The sequence below is a fragment of the Leptospira dzoumogneensis genome (assembly GCF_004770895.1).
Taxonomy (GTDB): domain Bacteria; phylum Spirochaetota; class Leptospiria; order Leptospirales; family Leptospiraceae; genus Leptospira_B; species Leptospira_B dzoumogneensis.
This window is the reverse complement of sequence record NZ_RQHS01000019.1, coordinates 671,544-687,409: the sequence shown is the minus strand read 5'-3', so window position 1 is coordinate 687,409 and position 15,866 is coordinate 671,544. Positions and strand designations below refer to the sequence as shown.

The 15,866-nt window shown below is 40.7% G+C and carries 15 protein-coding genes and 1 riboswitch; of the genes, 5 read left to right on the top strand and 10 right to left on the bottom strand.

Annotation, left to right across the window (positions count from 1 at the left end; all coding sequences use genetic code 11):
- Nucleotides 1-78: 78 nt before the first annotated feature.
- Together EHR06_RS16780 and EHR06_RS16775 are read left to right on the top strand one after the other, a co-directional pair.
- Nucleotides 79-561: a nuclear transport factor 2 family protein gene (locus EHR06_RS16780; RefSeq protein WP_135758039.1), complete on the top strand. Its 483-nt coding sequence runs from the start codon at nucleotides 79-81 to the stop codon at nucleotides 559-561.
- Nucleotide 562: 1 nt separating this feature from the next.
- The gene (locus EHR06_RS16775) at nucleotides 563-1,381 is read left to right on the top strand and encodes an RNA polymerase sigma factor (RefSeq protein WP_135758038.1); all 819 of its coding nucleotides are present in this window, start codon (nucleotides 563-565) and stop codon (nucleotides 1,379-1,381) included.
- 22 nt (nucleotides 1,382-1,403) lie between these two features.
- Here the strand turns inward: EHR06_RS16775 and EHR06_RS16770 are convergent, their stop codons facing one another.
- The 9 genes from EHR06_RS16770 to EHR06_RS16730 form a co-directional block, all read right to left on the bottom strand.
- A complete protein-coding gene (locus EHR06_RS16770; protein WP_135758037.1) occupies nucleotides 1,404-2,399 on the bottom strand; it encodes a M14 family zinc carboxypeptidase in 996 nt (331 codons plus the stop codon).
- 81 nt (nucleotides 2,400-2,480) lie between these two features.
- On the bottom strand, nucleotides 2,481-2,942 hold the full coding sequence (locus tag EHR06_RS16765) for an LA_2478/LA_2722/LA_4182 family protein (RefSeq protein ID WP_135758036.1): 462 nt from the start codon (nucleotides 2,940-2,942) through the stop codon (nucleotides 2,481-2,483).
- Between the two features lie 3 nt (nucleotides 2,943-2,945).
- Nucleotides 2,946-3,674, bottom strand: coding sequence for a flagellar motor protein MotB (locus EHR06_RS16760; RefSeq protein WP_135758035.1), 729 nt, complete (start codon nucleotides 3,672-3,674; stop codon nucleotides 2,946-2,948).
- Nucleotides 3,671-4,333, bottom strand: coding sequence for an FFLEELY motif protein (locus EHR06_RS16755; protein ID WP_135758034.1), 663 nt, complete (start codon nucleotides 4,331-4,333; stop codon nucleotides 3,671-3,673). The genes EHR06_RS16760 and EHR06_RS16755 overlap by 4 nt, the downstream gene beginning before the upstream one ends.
- 15 nt (nucleotides 4,334-4,348) lie before the next feature.
- On the bottom strand, nucleotides 4,349-5,491 hold the full coding sequence (locus EHR06_RS16750) for an LIC13341 family surface-exposed protein (RefSeq protein ID WP_135758033.1): 1,143 nt from the start codon (nucleotides 5,489-5,491) through the stop codon (nucleotides 4,349-4,351).
- 46 nt (nucleotides 5,492-5,537) lie between these two features.
- A complete protein-coding gene (locus EHR06_RS16745) occupies nucleotides 5,538-6,386 on the bottom strand; it encodes a DUF455 family protein (RefSeq protein WP_135758032.1) in 849 nt (282 codons plus the stop codon).
- Nucleotides 6,387-6,388: 2 nt separating this feature from the next.
- Nucleotides 6,389-6,970, bottom strand: a complete 582-nt coding sequence (locus EHR06_RS16740) for an ATP-binding protein (protein ID WP_208757805.1) — start codon at nucleotides 6,968-6,970, stop codon at nucleotides 6,389-6,391.
- A 78-nt stretch (nucleotides 6,971-7,048) separates the two neighbouring features.
- Nucleotides 7,049-8,611 (bottom strand): glutamate--tRNA ligase, encoded by a 1,563-nt coding sequence (gltX, locus tag EHR06_RS16735; RefSeq protein WP_135758031.1) that lies wholly within the window; start codon nucleotides 8,609-8,611, stop codon nucleotides 7,049-7,051.
- Nucleotides 8,598-9,548, bottom strand: coding sequence for an LIC_13346 family putative lipoprotein (locus EHR06_RS16730; RefSeq protein WP_135758030.1), 951 nt, complete (start codon nucleotides 9,546-9,548; stop codon nucleotides 8,598-8,600). The genes gltX and EHR06_RS16730 overlap by 14 nt, the downstream gene beginning before the upstream one ends.
- A gap of 227 nt (nucleotides 9,549-9,775) precedes the next feature.
- On the opposite strand from EHR06_RS16730, the gene EHR06_RS16725 reads away from it, so the two are divergent.
- Nucleotides 9,776-11,161 carry a DNA gyrase subunit A gene (locus EHR06_RS16725; protein ID WP_135758029.1) on the top strand — a complete coding sequence of 462 codons (1,386 nt, stop codon included), beginning with the start codon at nucleotides 9,776-9,778 and terminating at the stop codon, nucleotides 11,159-11,161.
- Nucleotides 11,158-13,302: a toprim domain-containing protein gene (locus EHR06_RS16720; RefSeq protein WP_135758028.1), complete on the top strand. Its 2,145-nt coding sequence runs from the start codon at nucleotides 11,158-11,160 to the stop codon at nucleotides 13,300-13,302. Before EHR06_RS16725 ends, EHR06_RS16720 begins: the two co-directional genes overlap by 4 nt.
- A 52-nt stretch (nucleotides 13,303-13,354) precedes the next feature.
- Here the strand turns inward: EHR06_RS16720 and EHR06_RS16715 are convergent, their stop codons facing one another.
- A complete protein-coding gene (locus EHR06_RS16715) occupies nucleotides 13,355-14,695 on the bottom strand; it encodes a flavin monoamine oxidase family protein (protein ID WP_135758027.1) in 1,341 nt (446 codons plus the stop codon).
- Between the two features lie 238 nt (nucleotides 14,696-14,933).
- Nucleotides 14,934-15,060: riboswitch (adenosylcobalamin (AdoCbl) riboswitch) on the top strand.
- Nucleotides 15,061-15,254: 194 nt separating this feature from the next.
- On the opposite strand from EHR06_RS16715, the gene EHR06_RS16710 reads away from it, so the two are divergent.
- On the top strand, nucleotides 15,255-15,839 hold the full coding sequence (locus EHR06_RS16710) for an LIC13354 family exoprotein (RefSeq protein WP_135758026.1): 585 nt from the start codon (nucleotides 15,255-15,257) through the stop codon (nucleotides 15,837-15,839).
- Nucleotides 15,840-15,866 lie beyond the last annotated feature (27 nt).

Genomic DNA, 15,866 nt, shown 5'->3' with positions numbered 1-15,866 from the left:
TAAAAATTCTTCCGAAATCCAGTCACACTAAATCCGCAAATTCGATCCTATTATGCGAAATCAAAAAAGGATATTCAAATGCATCCAAACGAAGCCAAAATCAGAGACTTTTATAAAAGTTTTCATTCAAGAAACTCTGCAAGTATTGCAGACTTCTATTCACAAGACGTCGAATTTTCAGATCCTGTATTTCCGAAGTTAAAAGGCGGGGCAGTACCAGGAATGTGGTCCATGCTTTTAGAAAGAATGGACCCGAATGCAACAATAGAACTAGTCGAAGCGAACGCTAGTGCTGAAACAGGGACCGCGTACTGGGTGGCAACTTATCTATTCTCAAAAACAGGAAGGCAAGTCCAGAACCATATCAGATCCGAATTCCAATTTAAAAACGGAAAAGTGATTAAACAAAAGGATAGATTTCCACTCTGGAAATGGACCAGAATGGCTTTAGGCGCTCCCGGAGTTCTTTTGGGATGGTCACCTTTAGTCCAAGGAAAGGTAAGATCGGAAGCCGCCAGAAATTTGGAACATTATCTTAGGAAAAAAGGGATCAAAGCTTAGAATGGAAAAATCCGTAACGATACAAGACGAGTTTACGGATACGATCCGAATCGCTCTAGAGGGAAGACCTAGAGCGATGGAAACCCTTTTGGAAAAGATCCAAGACTATATCTTCAATCTTTCCTTAAGAATGTTATGGGATCCTCAGGAAGCGGAAGATGCCACCCAAGAGATCTTATTCAAAATTTCTAATAAACTTTCCGGATTTAGATTCGAGAGTAAGTTCACTACTTGGGTATATTCTATCGCAAGCAATCATCTTCTCACCGTCAAAAGACCTAAGAATATCGTTTATTTGAGCAGGATCCGCCAAGAATATTTGGCAAAACCTAACTCGATCTCTTTAGAAGACCAAGTAGAAGATAAAATTTTAGAAGAAGAGATCCGATTCGGCTGCGTACATGCAGTTTTATTAAAATTGAATTCGGCGGATAGGATAGTATTCGTTCTGTCCTCGGTTTACGGTATGAGCAGCGAAGAAGGAGCCGAAATTTTAAGTATCAGTTCCGAAAACTTCCGCCAAAAACTTTCTAGATCCAAAAAGAAACTTTCCGAGTTTTTATCCAAAGAATGCGGGATGTGGATCGATAATAATAAGGCTTGCCCTTGTATAGGATTGTCGGGGCATCTTTTAAATCGGAACAGAGACAATGTTTCTTTCTTTACCGAGCTTAAAAAACTAAAAAAGAAAAGCCCGAATTTAGAAGATTCTAAAGTATTAGAACATTTAAAAGAACTGGATCGACTTGCCTGGATCTATAAAAGCCAAGGGATTTACGAAACTCCCAAAGAAATTTTAGAAAAGCTGGGACCTTCTTAATATTCCTTAAACACCGAGAAAATTACTGGGCGTCTGTCCAATCTTTCGGTTTTGTTAAACCCAATCGTACGAAGTCCCTTAAAAATCCTCTGTATCTAGTTAGAACCTCGCTCTTATTATGCTCGGCCGGTCTAAAAATCCCTTTTTTAGAAAACAACTTCATAGGTTCTTCTTTGATATCGGACCAAGTCCCTACTTCCAATGTTAAAGGAAGAAATTTAGAATTCCAATTCTCTTGTTCTGAATACAATTCTTGGTAATGATCGTAAAATTTATCCCAAAGATCTCCATGAGTAGTATAACTCGCACTCTGAGGACCGTAAGCAAAATTGATATGACCGCAATGATCCTTAAAGTGAGAAGCGATCTTTTCGTATAAAACGGTATCCGTGCAAGGTCTATGAGTATAAGCATAAGGCCACCATACATTATCCACCGTTCCAAAGCCGGAATGAAGATCTAAAACAGGCAATATAGAATCCTGTACATGGAAGAATTTTTCGAAAACGGTTCTGGAGAGTGTTCGGGATTCAGGTTCTAATCCATGTCCTCTAAAATAAGGAAGTTTATTGGAGAACTTTTGGCCCCCAAAAAAAGGAAGAGGTTTTTCCGCATCTATGCCTGAGTTTCTCATTAGATCCACTCCTCCGGGATTCGCTCTGGTCTTTCCGGCAACTCCTCCGGGATTCACGATTGGAATAACAACTAATCCTAATTTACCTTTTTTTAATTCAGGAAGAAAGCCCGTGGATTTGGGGCTAATGATATATTCCAAAAAATCGATCAGGATCTGGATCCCTATAGTTTCCAATCCATGAACACCTGCAGTAATTCCCACAGGATGTTTTTCCAGACCTTCTTTGGTCCCTATTTCCAAACTATAGATCGGAAAACGAAAACCCTCATCCGTCCGTCTAGAAAAACCTGCTTGGTTGATTTTTACGAGTTTGCCGCCCAGTTTTGCGATCCTGAGCAATCTTTTCTCGTATCGATTCAGTCTTTTGATACCTCTGAGCAAGGTTCGCCTCCGAAAATTCAGATCGTATCTTTAGTCCACGGTTGGGTTTATAACCCGGGTCTTTTATAGACCTTTATATTTTTACTCTTTAGAGTTTTGAAGAGTTTGTAACCACTTACAATCTTCCGAAAGTTCAGAAACTCCTTTTTTGATCAAAGAGCAGTCCGCTTCCGTTGCCGACTTCAAACAGGAAATAGTCCTATCAATAACCAATTTAGGTTCTTGAGCAGCTAATGTATACACTTTGGATTCTTTAAATTTTTCTAAACAAAAATCCTTTCTTAGTCTTTTCTCTAGAATCGCTTCCGAGTCCGGATTTAAGGTTTTCATGTCGCCATCCGCACATTGTCTGACCTTCTCACAATACTTGGAAACCCATGCAAAGCCGTTGGAATTCTCGACTCCATTCTGATCCGCTTTCCATACCGATTCTACAGCGGCCGGAACTTTCCTTTTTTTGGAACAGCCGAATGAAAAGACCGCTCCTAATAATACGAGGACCAATCCTAAAGGAATTACAGTTTTATTTATTTTAGAGATCATTCCTTATTCTTCCTTACCCCGTTTACGAATGATAATTTCTATTCTTTCTTGGGAAGCTTTTACTTCCGGGCTGGGACCTTCCTCCGGTCCTAACTTTCTAAATCCGTGATATGCTTGGACGGAAAGCCTTTCTCTAGAGATCCCATATTTTTCCGCCAATGTCTCTGCGATCAATCCTGCGCGATGGGCATTATATTCCCAAATATTTCTGAAACCTTGTCCTGCTTGTTCCGCATAAGGCACTTGGACTCTCAACGTGATATCCACATCCATACCTTGTGCTACTTCGGCCACTTTTTTAAAAGTGAAGTCGGTATCCTCATCAGGATGGAATTCACCCTCTCCCAAGGATGGTGCGAACACTTGGATACGGATCTCTTCCGTTTCGTTGATACCGATGAATAATTTCGTTTTCTCTTTCAGTTTCTTTAATGCGTAAGAGATCCTTTCCCAGAAGCGATACATTTGGGTCCTTGGTTGTAATAAAGGATCTTCTTCTAATGTGATATTGGAACCTTCAAAAAAAGATTCCCCTAAACCGAATCCGCCTCTGACCAAATCGGCAACTTGTTTTAGTTTGTTTTGGTCTACTTGGGAAATAGAATATAAAATTATAAAAAGTCCAAGAAGAAGTGTGATCATATCCGCATACGTCAAAAGCCATCTGTCCCGGTTCTCATCTCCGGCTTCGACAGACTTTTTGTATCTGGAAAAACGTGATCTTCCGTTCAAGCAGACGGCTCCTTAGGCTGCTTTCCATTTAAGAAAGCCGACTCTAGATATTCCGACTCTCTTCTCTCCACTTGCTCGATAAAAGAAACAAAAATTTCAGGAGATACAGGTAAAACTGCGTTGTACGCCTTCTCCACTGATTCGAATAAAAGAGAAACTCCTAACAAAGATGCCATAAATCTAGCGGGCCGGATCAGATAAGCAGAGATGGGCTTATGAGCTAGCTCGTAGAATGTCCTAAGGTTATGAAGTACTATCTCTAACTGTTTTTCTCTTTCTTCTTTATGACCGTATGCTTTGTATAGATCGTCGTATTCTTCTCTAGAAAGTTTTTTACCATCCCAATCTCTTTGGATGAGTAGCTGCGCCATTTCGGAATCCAAATGATCTGTTAGATTATTCAATTCGATCAGAGTTTCTAGATTGGCCCTAGTGGTTTCTTTCATCATACCTTTTACTTTTTGGTATGTGTCCAAGGCAAGATGCATCCAAGCTTCCTTGCCGTCTAAATTGTAAATGGTTTCGAAAAAATACTCCACCATAGAGATCGTTTCTTCTAGATGAAAATAGTCCGCATAAAATTTGCGGAATCTTTCCACCTGGGCTCTAACGACCTCTACCTTGGCATGTTTAAGTTTATGTTCTTCGAAACCACTCACGATATTATCCGATTATTATTTGGACTTTCCTCTTGAAACCAAAGGTAGAGGATAACTTTTGAAACCTTGCTGGTCTATCTCCGTTTTTACGGAACTGTAATCAGTCGGAAGATTGATCGTATCCCTATAAGACTTAGAACTAGAACGTACTAGTAAATTAGGAACACCATCAGCCTCGGGAGTGTATTTGAAACGAACTCCGTACTTATGATTTCTTGCCCAGCCTTCTTTCGTAATTTCTAATAGAGGAACCTTAGAGTTTATATATTTTTTTTCGAAAGAATATACGGAAGATCCGGGAGAATAATATCTCAATCCTTCTTTGCCTTGGTCTATCTCTACTTTTCCTCCTTGAGGAAAAGAAAGACTGATATAAGTAGTTCCTGAATAAGATCCTCTGTTCTTGAACCAGATCACGACCTCGGATGTTACGTCCTTTTTCCATTCTGCGGGAGCTTCTACACTTAATAAACCCGGAGCGGCAACACTCGGAACATCAGGGACTAATTCCCATCCGTTGAAGTTAAAATTCTGAGCGTAAGTACGATTATTCGGAAAGATGGTAAGATTTTTCTCTTCTTTATTATAAGAGAAATCGATCCTCTTTGATTTTGCTAAAAACTGATGGTCTTTTAAAGAAGCTAAACCATCTAAAACTTTTTCACCCTTACGAATTACGTATGGAACTGAAAAAAGTCCTAAAGGAGGTTCTTCACTTAAAACTTCTAAAAATAGAGAATTGAAAGAATCTCCGGGAAGTTCTTCCATTAGGATTCTTTTAACTACATAGCCGGATTCTTTCGCATTCTCATCTTCTCCCGCTTTCCAAGAAGAAGTTTTAGGATCATGAATAAAAGGTCCGATGTTCAGAAGATTAAATCCTATCTTGGATTTGAGCGTCCATTCTCCGTTTTGTTTTTTGAAAACTGCAAGGATCTCTTCCGTCCCGTTACGGACCAAGGAAAAGACTTCCAGGTCGGGATCCTCGTCCAGGTTTCCCAATTTTTTCAGGACCACGTCGGGACTTTTTTCTTCGGACTCCGGAATGGTTAAGGAAATGATCTTGGAATCGGATGGTGTTTTTGAATTACAAGCGATGAGTAGAATGAATACTGAAAAAAGGATCAATACTCGGGAAAAAGAAACGAAACGAAACATATTCTGAACTACAGCTTCTTTCCAAGAAAAGCGGATGTCCATCGATTTATGGTAGCAAATTTGCAACCGTACCTAACACATTTTTTACGATCCTGGCATTTGTAGTGCCATCGTATTCGTCCGAATAAGCTCCTAAAGCCTCCGCAAACTCAGGCGATAATCCTGCCTTAGTCCTAAGCTCCGGAAAGTATAAAAATCCCTTTGCTCTTCTGGGAGTGAATGGATGGGTCAAATATTCCAGATACTTTTCCCATTGTTGTTCTTGCAAAACCCCATCGGAGAATACTACCTTGACTCCCCTTTTAACATGACTGATCTCGTCCTCATGAACGATCTGCATGATATCGGCTCGTTTTTGATCCCCGAATTTTTCGAATGCCTTTTGGTAGATCATAGAAAAATCCAAATTGGCTCCTTCGAAAGTTAAGGCCATGATCGCAAAAAACTTTTGGAGAGATTGCATATTAGGAATTTGTTTCCAGAAGATATAATTGAGAGGGCGATCTCCTAGATCCATTCCCCATTCTCTGATGGATCCCAAATAAAGTTTGAGATGTTTTTGTTCTTCCAAAATCGTTTTGTATAAACTTTTACGAACGGAAGAAGGAGCATTCTGAAATTTTAATATAGCCCAGGCAAATATCTCCACAGCCATGAGTTCATGATTCGCAAAATGATGGAGAGAAAGTATCCTATTCTCCTCGGAATTCAAATGTTCCACCCGAGGCATTTTTGATCTTTTATCCGAGAAAAGGATTTTAGAAGATCGTTCCGGTCTGTCCTTAGGAAAAAAGTCCGGCCATAAAATATCTTCCGGCATTTTTTCCGGAGAATATAGTTTATCTTCTAAATTGGGAGAACTTAAAAGAAATTGAGCGTACTCGTTTAAAGTCAAGGTCAGTGTTTTTTAGAATCGAATGCTAATTCGATAATGGACCCGCGGATACTGGAATCGGTAGGGTCCGAGGAAATTCTTCCTTCTTTGCAGTGATACATGATCTTCACCGAATCCATTAAGGATTGCATGATCAGTAAACCTTTACCCAAATTCCTGTGTTGAGTGAGCTTTCCTCTGTTAGGAAGAACTTCACATTTACCTTCTTGGTAAGTTTTTACTCTTTTTAAGAAGTCTTGGAGAGAAGAAGGTTTAGCTTCCGTTATCTGCTCTTCTATCTTTTCTTTTTTAAGACCGGAACCATAGTCCACGATCCATAGAGTAAATTTGGAATTGTTTACGATCCATCTGCAGATGATCGTTTCTTCGGAACTGGAATTATAATTTGCGGAGATTGAGTTGGTGAGTGCCTCGTCTGCAGCGAGCTCAATCTGCTGTATATCTTTAGAGATAAAAGTATTCTCTTCTAAGGATTGACGAAGTGCTCTTCTGAACTCCCGAATGCTAGCTAAGTCAGGAGGTAGGAACATAACGTACGAACCCGAATGATGCCTAACCAAAAGTGAATCGGCCGTATCCCTCATTTCTTGCCTGAGAAGTCCTCTTGTATATTAATACAGACCGAAAGGGGGGTTTTGCAACAAAAATCCCCCGAAAAAATCCTAAGGTAAAGAAATTCCTACTTGTACCGAGATTTTCTCTATTCGTTTGAGTAGCTTTTCCTTCCCTAAGAGGGGAAATAGGATAGGTAACTCCAGTCCGTGAGCTTTTCCTGTAGCGGAGACTCGGATCGGCATAAATAGGGTCTTTCCCTTTTGGCCGGTCTGTTCTCCCGCTTGGGTCATTAAAGCCTTATAATCTTCATCGGTTTTAGGATCCGACTTTTTTAATAATTCGTAAAATGTAGTGACCACTTTTGGAGAAAATTCTTGGGAAAGAATTTCTTTCGCTTCTCCATCCTCTACTTTCAGGTCGGATACGAAAAATTCTGCGATATAGTCGGGTGCCTGGCGCAAATTATCCAAATAAACTCTAACGCTATCCACTAGAGAATGTAATTCCTTGTTTTTCGGATCTCTGTATTCCGCCGGAATATCCGTTCTGTTTTCCAAGAATGGAGCCAGACTATCGGCTACCTTTTGGATAGGAAGTTCTCTGATGTATTTATTAGAAAGCCAATTCAATTTGGACTTAGGATTCATCGCCTCTGCAATTTGATCCAAACTGGAGAAGTTAGTCGCAACTTCCTCATCCCCGCCTTTCGGTTTTTTGAATACGTCAAAGGTAGAAGGTGATTTGGAACAACGATGTACATCGAATGTTTTTGGAAGAATGTCCCCCGGCAGATATTCCTGACCGTCTGGAGAAGTCCAACCGAGTAGAGCCATATAATTCAAGAATGTCTCAGGCAAATATCCTAAATCACGAAATGCTAATATAGAAGTAGCTCCCGCACGTTTGGATAATTTTTTACCGTCCATTCCCACGATCTCGGATGCGTGAGCGAACTCAGGAACCGGAAATCCCAGAGCCTCATAGATCAGGATCTGGCGGGGTGTATTGGAAAGGTGCCCCACTCCTCGGATCACATGAGAAATTTTCATGAGCCCGTCATCCACAACCACAGCGTAGTTATAAGAAGGAAAACCGTCCGATTTTACTATGATGAAGTCACCGATCAATTTTGTTTCGAACTTCACTTTCCCTTGGATGATATCATCGAAGATCAAAGTTTTAGAAGGAGTTTTGAAACGAACGGAATAAGGAGTTCCTGCTTTCAATTTTTCCTGAACTTCCGATTCGCTCATGTTCGCATGAAGTCCGTCGTAAACGTAAGGGACTCCCATCGCCTCGGCCTGTTTTTTTTTGGCTTCTAATTCTTCTTGGGTGCAGAAGCAGCGATAGGCTTTTCCTTCGGAGATCAACTTTTCGGTATATTCTTTATAAATAGAGATCCTTTCGGATTGTACATAAGGACCGTAAGGACCTCCTACATGAGGACCTTCATCCCATTCTATCCCTAACCATTTTAAGGATTCAAGGATGGTTTTAAAAGATTCTTCGGTGGATCTGGCTTGATCCGTATCTTCTACCCTTAATAAAAATTTTCCGCCTTGGGATTTGGCGTATAAGTAATTGAATAAAGCGGTTCTAGCTCCGCCCACATGAAGGAAACCGGTAGGTGATGGTGCGAACCTGGTTCTAACTTCCTTATTTTCTGGCATTGTCGTAATCTTTTAAGAGGATGATTGGATAGTTCTTCAAATCGGCCGAGGCAGTAAACGGAATATTATTGGCAGCATCATAAAAATGTATCGATACGAATTCATCCTTTTTCTTCTGTTTCCATTGGGATACGTTCTTAGAAGATAATAGATCTTCCGGAAGAATTCCCCAGGCCCAACGATATTCACCTTCTTCCCTGAAAGTCCAAACCGGAAGTCTAGCTTCTATCAAATTTACATACTGGAAGATTTGGTTCTTATAATCGTAGTCCGCATAAGGAAAACTTCTGCCGCCAGGGCTTGTATAATCCGTACTCAAACTAGTCCGGCTATTACGAACATTCTCCCAATGTAATTCTACATTCTTACCTAAACTTCTGTATTCTTTGGCGATCCATACTATATTTGATTGGGAAAAATTATATAAAATCCCCCAATCGGAAACATTGAGTTGTTTAGGAGAAGAGATATGAATCCCCGATCTGAAACCTTCTCCTTCCCAATTCCAAGAAAGAACACCTTGCGGATGAAATGAAATAAATTTAGGATTAGAAAATTCGCCTTCTTCTAATCTAGCCGAACCTGAGAATAAGGAAGCCTTAAAACTTAATTTAGGAAAAACGACCCCTTTAGGAAGAGTAGTATGAAAATCTTCTTTGGTTTCCCAAAGATCCACTTCTCCGGTCCAAATTTTTTCCTTAGAAGATTGGGTCTGCAGTACTAAATATCTAAGATGACCGGGTTGGTTCCGGAAAGATTCGGAACTTGCAGGGATCGAACTGATATTAGTATAGATCCGAATACCGGGAAGATCGGAGACTAAAGGTTTTTCTTCCGTCCATTCCGTCAAAAGAGAACAGGACATTAAAAAAAACAAATAGGTCAAACCTAGTGAGAAGAATGTTGCTGTGAGATAAGATCGAGACTTCGGTTCCAAAAAAATACAGCCGGAAAAAGAGGATTTCTTGAAAAACTTCCCGTTTTCATCCGAATCTTCAAGGAAAAACCGGGAAATTTTCTTTCCTTATCGGTGTTTCCCAACGAGAAAGTAAGAATTACTGTAACTTAAGTCGATTTCTTCCTAAAAAGTATGTACGAATTCGGGTAGTACGTTAAAAGGTTGACAGTAAAACCGTCCTAAAATCCTTTGGCAATAAAAGTCCCATGAAAGATTCCAATAAACCAGGCAAAGAAAGCTTCCCAAAAATACCATTTGAGGACCAAGTTAACGACGATCAGAGAAAATATTCTCGATATGTCTGCGATTCCAGGGCAATTCCTCACGAAATCGATGGTTTAAAGCCCGTCCAGAGAAGAATTCTTTGGGCAATGTGGAATTCAGACGCACGTAACCGTTTCACTAAGACCGTAAAAGTAGCGGGACTCGCGATGGGATATCACCCTCACGGAGACAGATCCATCCAAGATGCTCTTTCTCAGATGGCTCAGGACTTTACGTTCGCAAACAATCATCCATTAGTTGCTGGAGAAGGTACTTTCGGAGACGTATTGGATCCGAGCGCGATCGCTTCTCCTCGATACACTGAGGTAAAACTTTCCGACTTCGTAAAAGACCTGGGATTTTTCGAAAGTTTACCCGATATAGATTACGTTAAAAATTACGACGAAACGGAAGACGAACCGATCCACTTCGTAGGAAAAGTTCCGATCGTTCTTCTGAACAATATTATGGGAATTGCAACCGGTTTCCGTTGTTTTATCCCGGGCCATAAACTTTCTGCGATCATCAACTCGCAGATGAATTATCTAAAAACCAAAAAGCCTCTTCCTTTAAAACCTTGGTACAAGGATTACAAGGGAGAAGTGAAAATGGCTAAGACCGAAGCTGGCAATATCACAATGACCACTACATTCGGTTTTACTTGGGAAGGAGACACTCTCTATCTTACGGACGCTCCTATGAACTGGAATAGAGAGAAGGTGATCAATCTTCTAGATGATATTCTGGAAAGAAAAGATTCCTGGCTCAAAGACTATGTGGATCATTCCAGCCAAACGTTCCGTATAGAATTGAATTATAAGAAGGGAGAAAAACCTAGCGCGAAAGAGATCGCTGCGGTAATCTCCAAAGAAGATACGCAAACTTTAGCGAATAACGTGATCACTTACGACGGTCGTCTGAAAAACTTCGGACCGGAAGAGATCATCAAACGTTTCTGCGATTTCAGAAAGACCCACTTGATCCGCAGATTCAAACGTTTGGCAGGTTTGGAACAAGAGAAGATCGAAAGAAACTCGGAGTTGATCCGCTTTATCAAAGAAAAGTGGAACGAAAAAGTGATCGGTATTAAATCCAAAAAGGATTTCGAGGATAAACTCCAAAAAGCGAAATTCGTGTACTATGAATGGTTAGCATCTATTCCAATTTACAGAATGACTTTGGAAGAAGTTCGCAAATGTGAAGAAGCCATCGTAGAAGCAAAAACCGCCCTTTCCAGATACCAAGGGCTTGTGAAAGAAGATAAAAAATTAACAGAATTCATGATCGGAGAATTATCCGAGCTGAAAGATAAATGGGACAAGGAATGAGCACTGCTAAAACCAAAACCGAAAAGAAGCCCGCGACCGGAGGGGAACGGAACTTCAAAAAACTCTCCAACGTTGAACACGTAAGGATGAGGACCGGAATGTGGTTGGGGCAAAACTCTGCTTCCACATTCGAGCAGCATTTTTTCCGTAAGAACAGCGGCAATTTATACGAGATCGTACACGAGGAATTGGAAGATGTTCCTGCGAAATTAAAATGTTTGGACGAGGCTTGTATGAACGCGGTGGACGAATACCGCAAAAACCAAAAGGACAAGTCTATTCCTGAAAAGGACAAGATGTCCAAACTGATCATCCAACTTTCTTCCGACAAAAAGACCGTAACAGTTGCCGACAACGGAAGAGGGATCCCTGCAAAGAATGCGGAAGGTGTATATCTGCATTTGATGTATGGAGAGAACTTTGACGACCATGTAAAACAAGACCATGTGGCCGGTCAGAATGGTGTGGGTATTTCTTTGGTAAGAATGGTCTCTTCTTACTTTAAAGTAAAAACTACCAATGACGGCAGTACTTTCAAAAAGCTGTTCACTATTCACGAAGACGCAAAGAAACAGATCCGTTCTTATAAACTTTCCAAAGAAGATACTGAAAGAGCTTTCTTATACTTTGATGAGCACGGAAAATTTGACGACTGCCCTCTTCTTACAAAAGATCAGATCGAAAAATTAGTTCCGATCAGTAAAAAAACGAATATGATAGAAGCGATCGAAAAGGCTTCTAAAGAAGATCATGGAACTGCTGTCGAATTCGAACTGAATCCGAAATATTTCAATAACCTGGACACTTCCTTCAATGTGGATCTGATGAAACAGTATCTGCAGGACATCGCAATGACTAATCCAGGATTGGAAGTGCAGTTCGTTCATAAAGGTAAGAAGGAAAAGTATAAATTCAAAAAAGGTTTGGATGAGATATTCTCCCATTCGGATCTGACTTACTATAAAATGGATTATAATGCTCCAGCTACCGGATCCCAATTACATCTGGAAGCATACTTAGTGATCGGTCAGAACAAAAACCTGACTTGGGTGAACTCGATCTTCGCTCCCCAAGGCGGTTCCGCTATCGAGTATCTGGAAAACAGGCTTTGCGACGAGGTCCGTAAAAAAAGCCAGATCGTTTCCTTAGAGAAAAAACTCAAAACGAGCTGTACTCGTAACGACGTAAGGAACTGCTTCCACATGTATGTGAACATGAGGTTATTGAATCCTCGTTTTAAGTCTCAGGATAAGTCTTATCTGATCAATGACTTGAACGAAGATATTCGTAATGCGGTAGATAAACACTTAGATAAGTTCATTAAAAAAACCGGCTTATTGGAAGAAGTTAAACTCCAGATGGAGAAAAGGACTCAGTTGAAAGCTTTCGAAGACGCACAACGCGGACTTAAAAAAGCAAGTAAGATGAATATTCCTAAACTCATGCCTCCAACAGGTAAGCCGAATGATCCGGGTCGGGTTTTATTCGTAGCGGAAGGAGACTCGGCAATCGCTGGTCTTCGTCCCGCAAGAAATCCTAAACTTCACGGTTTGTTCCCTTTGAGAGGAAAACCTATGAACTGTAAGGGAGTTTCTCTTGCAAAAGCGATCGCAAACGAAGAATTAAAGAACATAGTAGCGATCCTGGGACTTCCTCTGGACCAAAAAGTAAAGTCCATAGAAGAACTAAATTACGATAAAGTAAGTATCATCACTGATGCGGACTTTGACGGATACGCGATCCGTTCCTTGATGCTTTCTTTCTTTTATGAGTATTGGCCCGAACTTTTTGAATTAGGACTTATCCATATATCCAGCGCTCCTCTTTACGAGGTGGATATTAAAGGTGGAGATTCTAAAAAAGCAGAGACTGTATTCTGTATCGATGATAAGGATTATGATGCTCTAGTCAAACGAGTCGAAAAATCAGGCGGCCAGATCGTCCGCAAAAAACGGAATAAAGGACTTGGAGAGACAGGAAAAGAAGCAATGAAATTTGCAGTAGATGAGTGTATGACCAAGATCACCATCGGAAACAAAAAAGAAGCTTCTAAGATCCAGAACCTTTGGTTCCATAAAGACTTTGCGGAACAAAGAAGGGATGCGATCTCCGAATACGCAATGAGCGTAATCGAAGATTAAAATTCTATTTTTGCAAAATGGAAAAAGCCCGGAGTTTCCGGGCTTTTTTGTTTTATACTAAGTTCACAGCCTTGATCGCCGAACTCAATGCAGCCTCTACTGTTCCGGTAATTTCTCCGGTATGTTCACCCGCGAAGAAGATACGATCAAACGGTTTTCTTAGAATGATCTCCGACCCAAAACTTCCCGGTGGAAACTCGGCAATTCCGTTCGGAACGTAATCTTTTTTAGGTTCCGTAAAATAGAATCTTTGGATCTGTAGATCTTTTTTCAGACCTAGACGATCCAGAGTCAGACGAATATATTCTACCTTTTGGTCTTGGTTGGCAGTATCAAATACGGAAAATCTGTCACCATTAGCGATCACTCCTAAAACCTTGTCCGAAGTATCGGACTTGGTACCGGCGTCGTATAAAAATTGAGCTGCCGCATCCGAATGAACCGCAAATGGAGAAGATTCCCAAGGAGATTCTTTTAATACCAAAAATAATTTATAAATTTGAGAATAACGAACTCTTAGTGCCGCTAAAAGTTTTTCCTTATCTAATCCCGGGTTCCATTTCACATTAGAGATTTGATTTGCAGGTAAAGTGCAGATACAAGTAGAACCGCTGAATTTTCTTCCGGAAGCGGTGGTAACCGTAACCCCTGTGGGATCCTGATCCACTGAAAGAACAGGATCCGAAAAAACGAATTCTGTGTTTTCTATATTCATCACCAGAGTTTTGGCGATACTTTCCATTCCACCTTCTATCTTGCTATTCCTTTGAGGGAATTGTGCAAGATCACTCAAAACTTTTTCAGCGGATAGAACTCGAATACTATCTCCATAATGAAGAGAAAGTTTATGACCAAGTAAGGTCAGATCTTCCGGACTGACTCCTTGGTATACTAGATAATTATAAATGCTGATACGATCTAACGCTTGTTGTTGTGCAGTATCTAATTTAGAATTTTGTGATACTAATTTGTTCAGGATCTCTTGGGATTTAGTAGAAAGTTCCCAGGCACCTGCCTTCTTATAAGTTCCCAAAAATAGATCCGGGACCAATGGAGAAGATTGTAATTTTAATCCTAACTCTCTAACTAAACTGCGAACAGTTTTATCTTCGGATGAAACCCATTCTGCTCCTAGATCCACGACGTGACCGGAAGGATCTTGTATCGATCTTACTCTTCCTCCCACTCTATCTGTGGCTTCGATCAGAGTTACTTTACTTCCTGTTTTTCCTAAGATGTATGCCGAATAAAGTCCTGAAAGTCCTCCGCCAAGTACGATTACTTTTTTCCCTGAGTTCGTATTCTGAGCGGATAAATTTCCCTTACGACTTCCCAAGAAAGCTGCGGCAGTTAAAATTCCGGCTTTTAGAAAAGTGGATCGGGTAATTTTCATCGTATTCCTCTTGGAAGTTTTATTAGAACTCTCTCTTTTATTTTCGGTCTATGAAAGATCTTTCCCGAATTTTTTGTGGATTAGAATGTCTTATCGATCTGAAATTATGTACCGAATCCTTCCTAATCGTTCTTATGTTTAGAATATCGTCGATTTATCCGGATATTGCAAGGAATACACTGCTTTTATATCCCAATAGTTTTTCCCTTGCCAGGGGAAGTGCTAAACCAAAATCTGGAATTACGCTTTCAGGGAGGAAGTCGGGTGAAAATCCCGCGCTGACCCGCAACTGTGATGTCCGTTTTAAACGGAATAAGCCAGATCTTCCCCGCGATACTTTAACCTCGAGGTTGGGGGGTATCGTAAATCTCGCTCTTTAGCGCATCCGCGCTTTCTGCGATGGGGCCCCGAAAGCTAAAATGTCGGGGCTCTCGAACGGAAAAAGAAAACCACCGCAAATACAAAATCGTTCTGATCTTTCTACGGTCAATGATCGACTAACGTTATTTTGCTTTTATTTTCTTTTTCTGCGATATCCGGCAGAAATCAGGAGAGGAAAATGAGAAAATTCACAAAGTTGGCGGCGATAACGTTTGCCGTTTGTTCATTATTCGTGTTCGCGAATTGTTTCGATCTAGGAGAAACCAAAAAATCGGACAATGAAAACGTACTTGCCTTAGTTGCCGTAGCCGGATTAAACCCGATCGCAGGTAACTATAATTATTATAACGGAACTACTGATTATGCGGGCGGAACTTATACTGCACCGGGAAATGAGATCGTAGGAACATATAATATCTCTCTTTCCCTAATCGCACAAACTATGTTCGACGCGACTTACGGCAATAGCTATTTATACGGTGATATCCAAGAGATCGACACGAATAAAAAAGTGATCTATGTACGCTTCCGTGGAGATTCCTCTTTTTCCCAAGGGAATTATTCTTGGTATCGATGGACCGTTAAAGACGGCAAAACTTATGTCTGCCCGGACCTCTCCGGTGTTTCATCTCAAACAACTCTAGCATCGGCTAAAGCGGATGATTTGGATTATTATTCCGACCCGAGCGATATCAATGCCGGCTGCGGTTTGAATAGCGGCTTTGATCCTGCTCCTTGGAGTAGGCTCGAATCTCAAAACTGATCTAAATCGGATAACGGAAGGAAAATG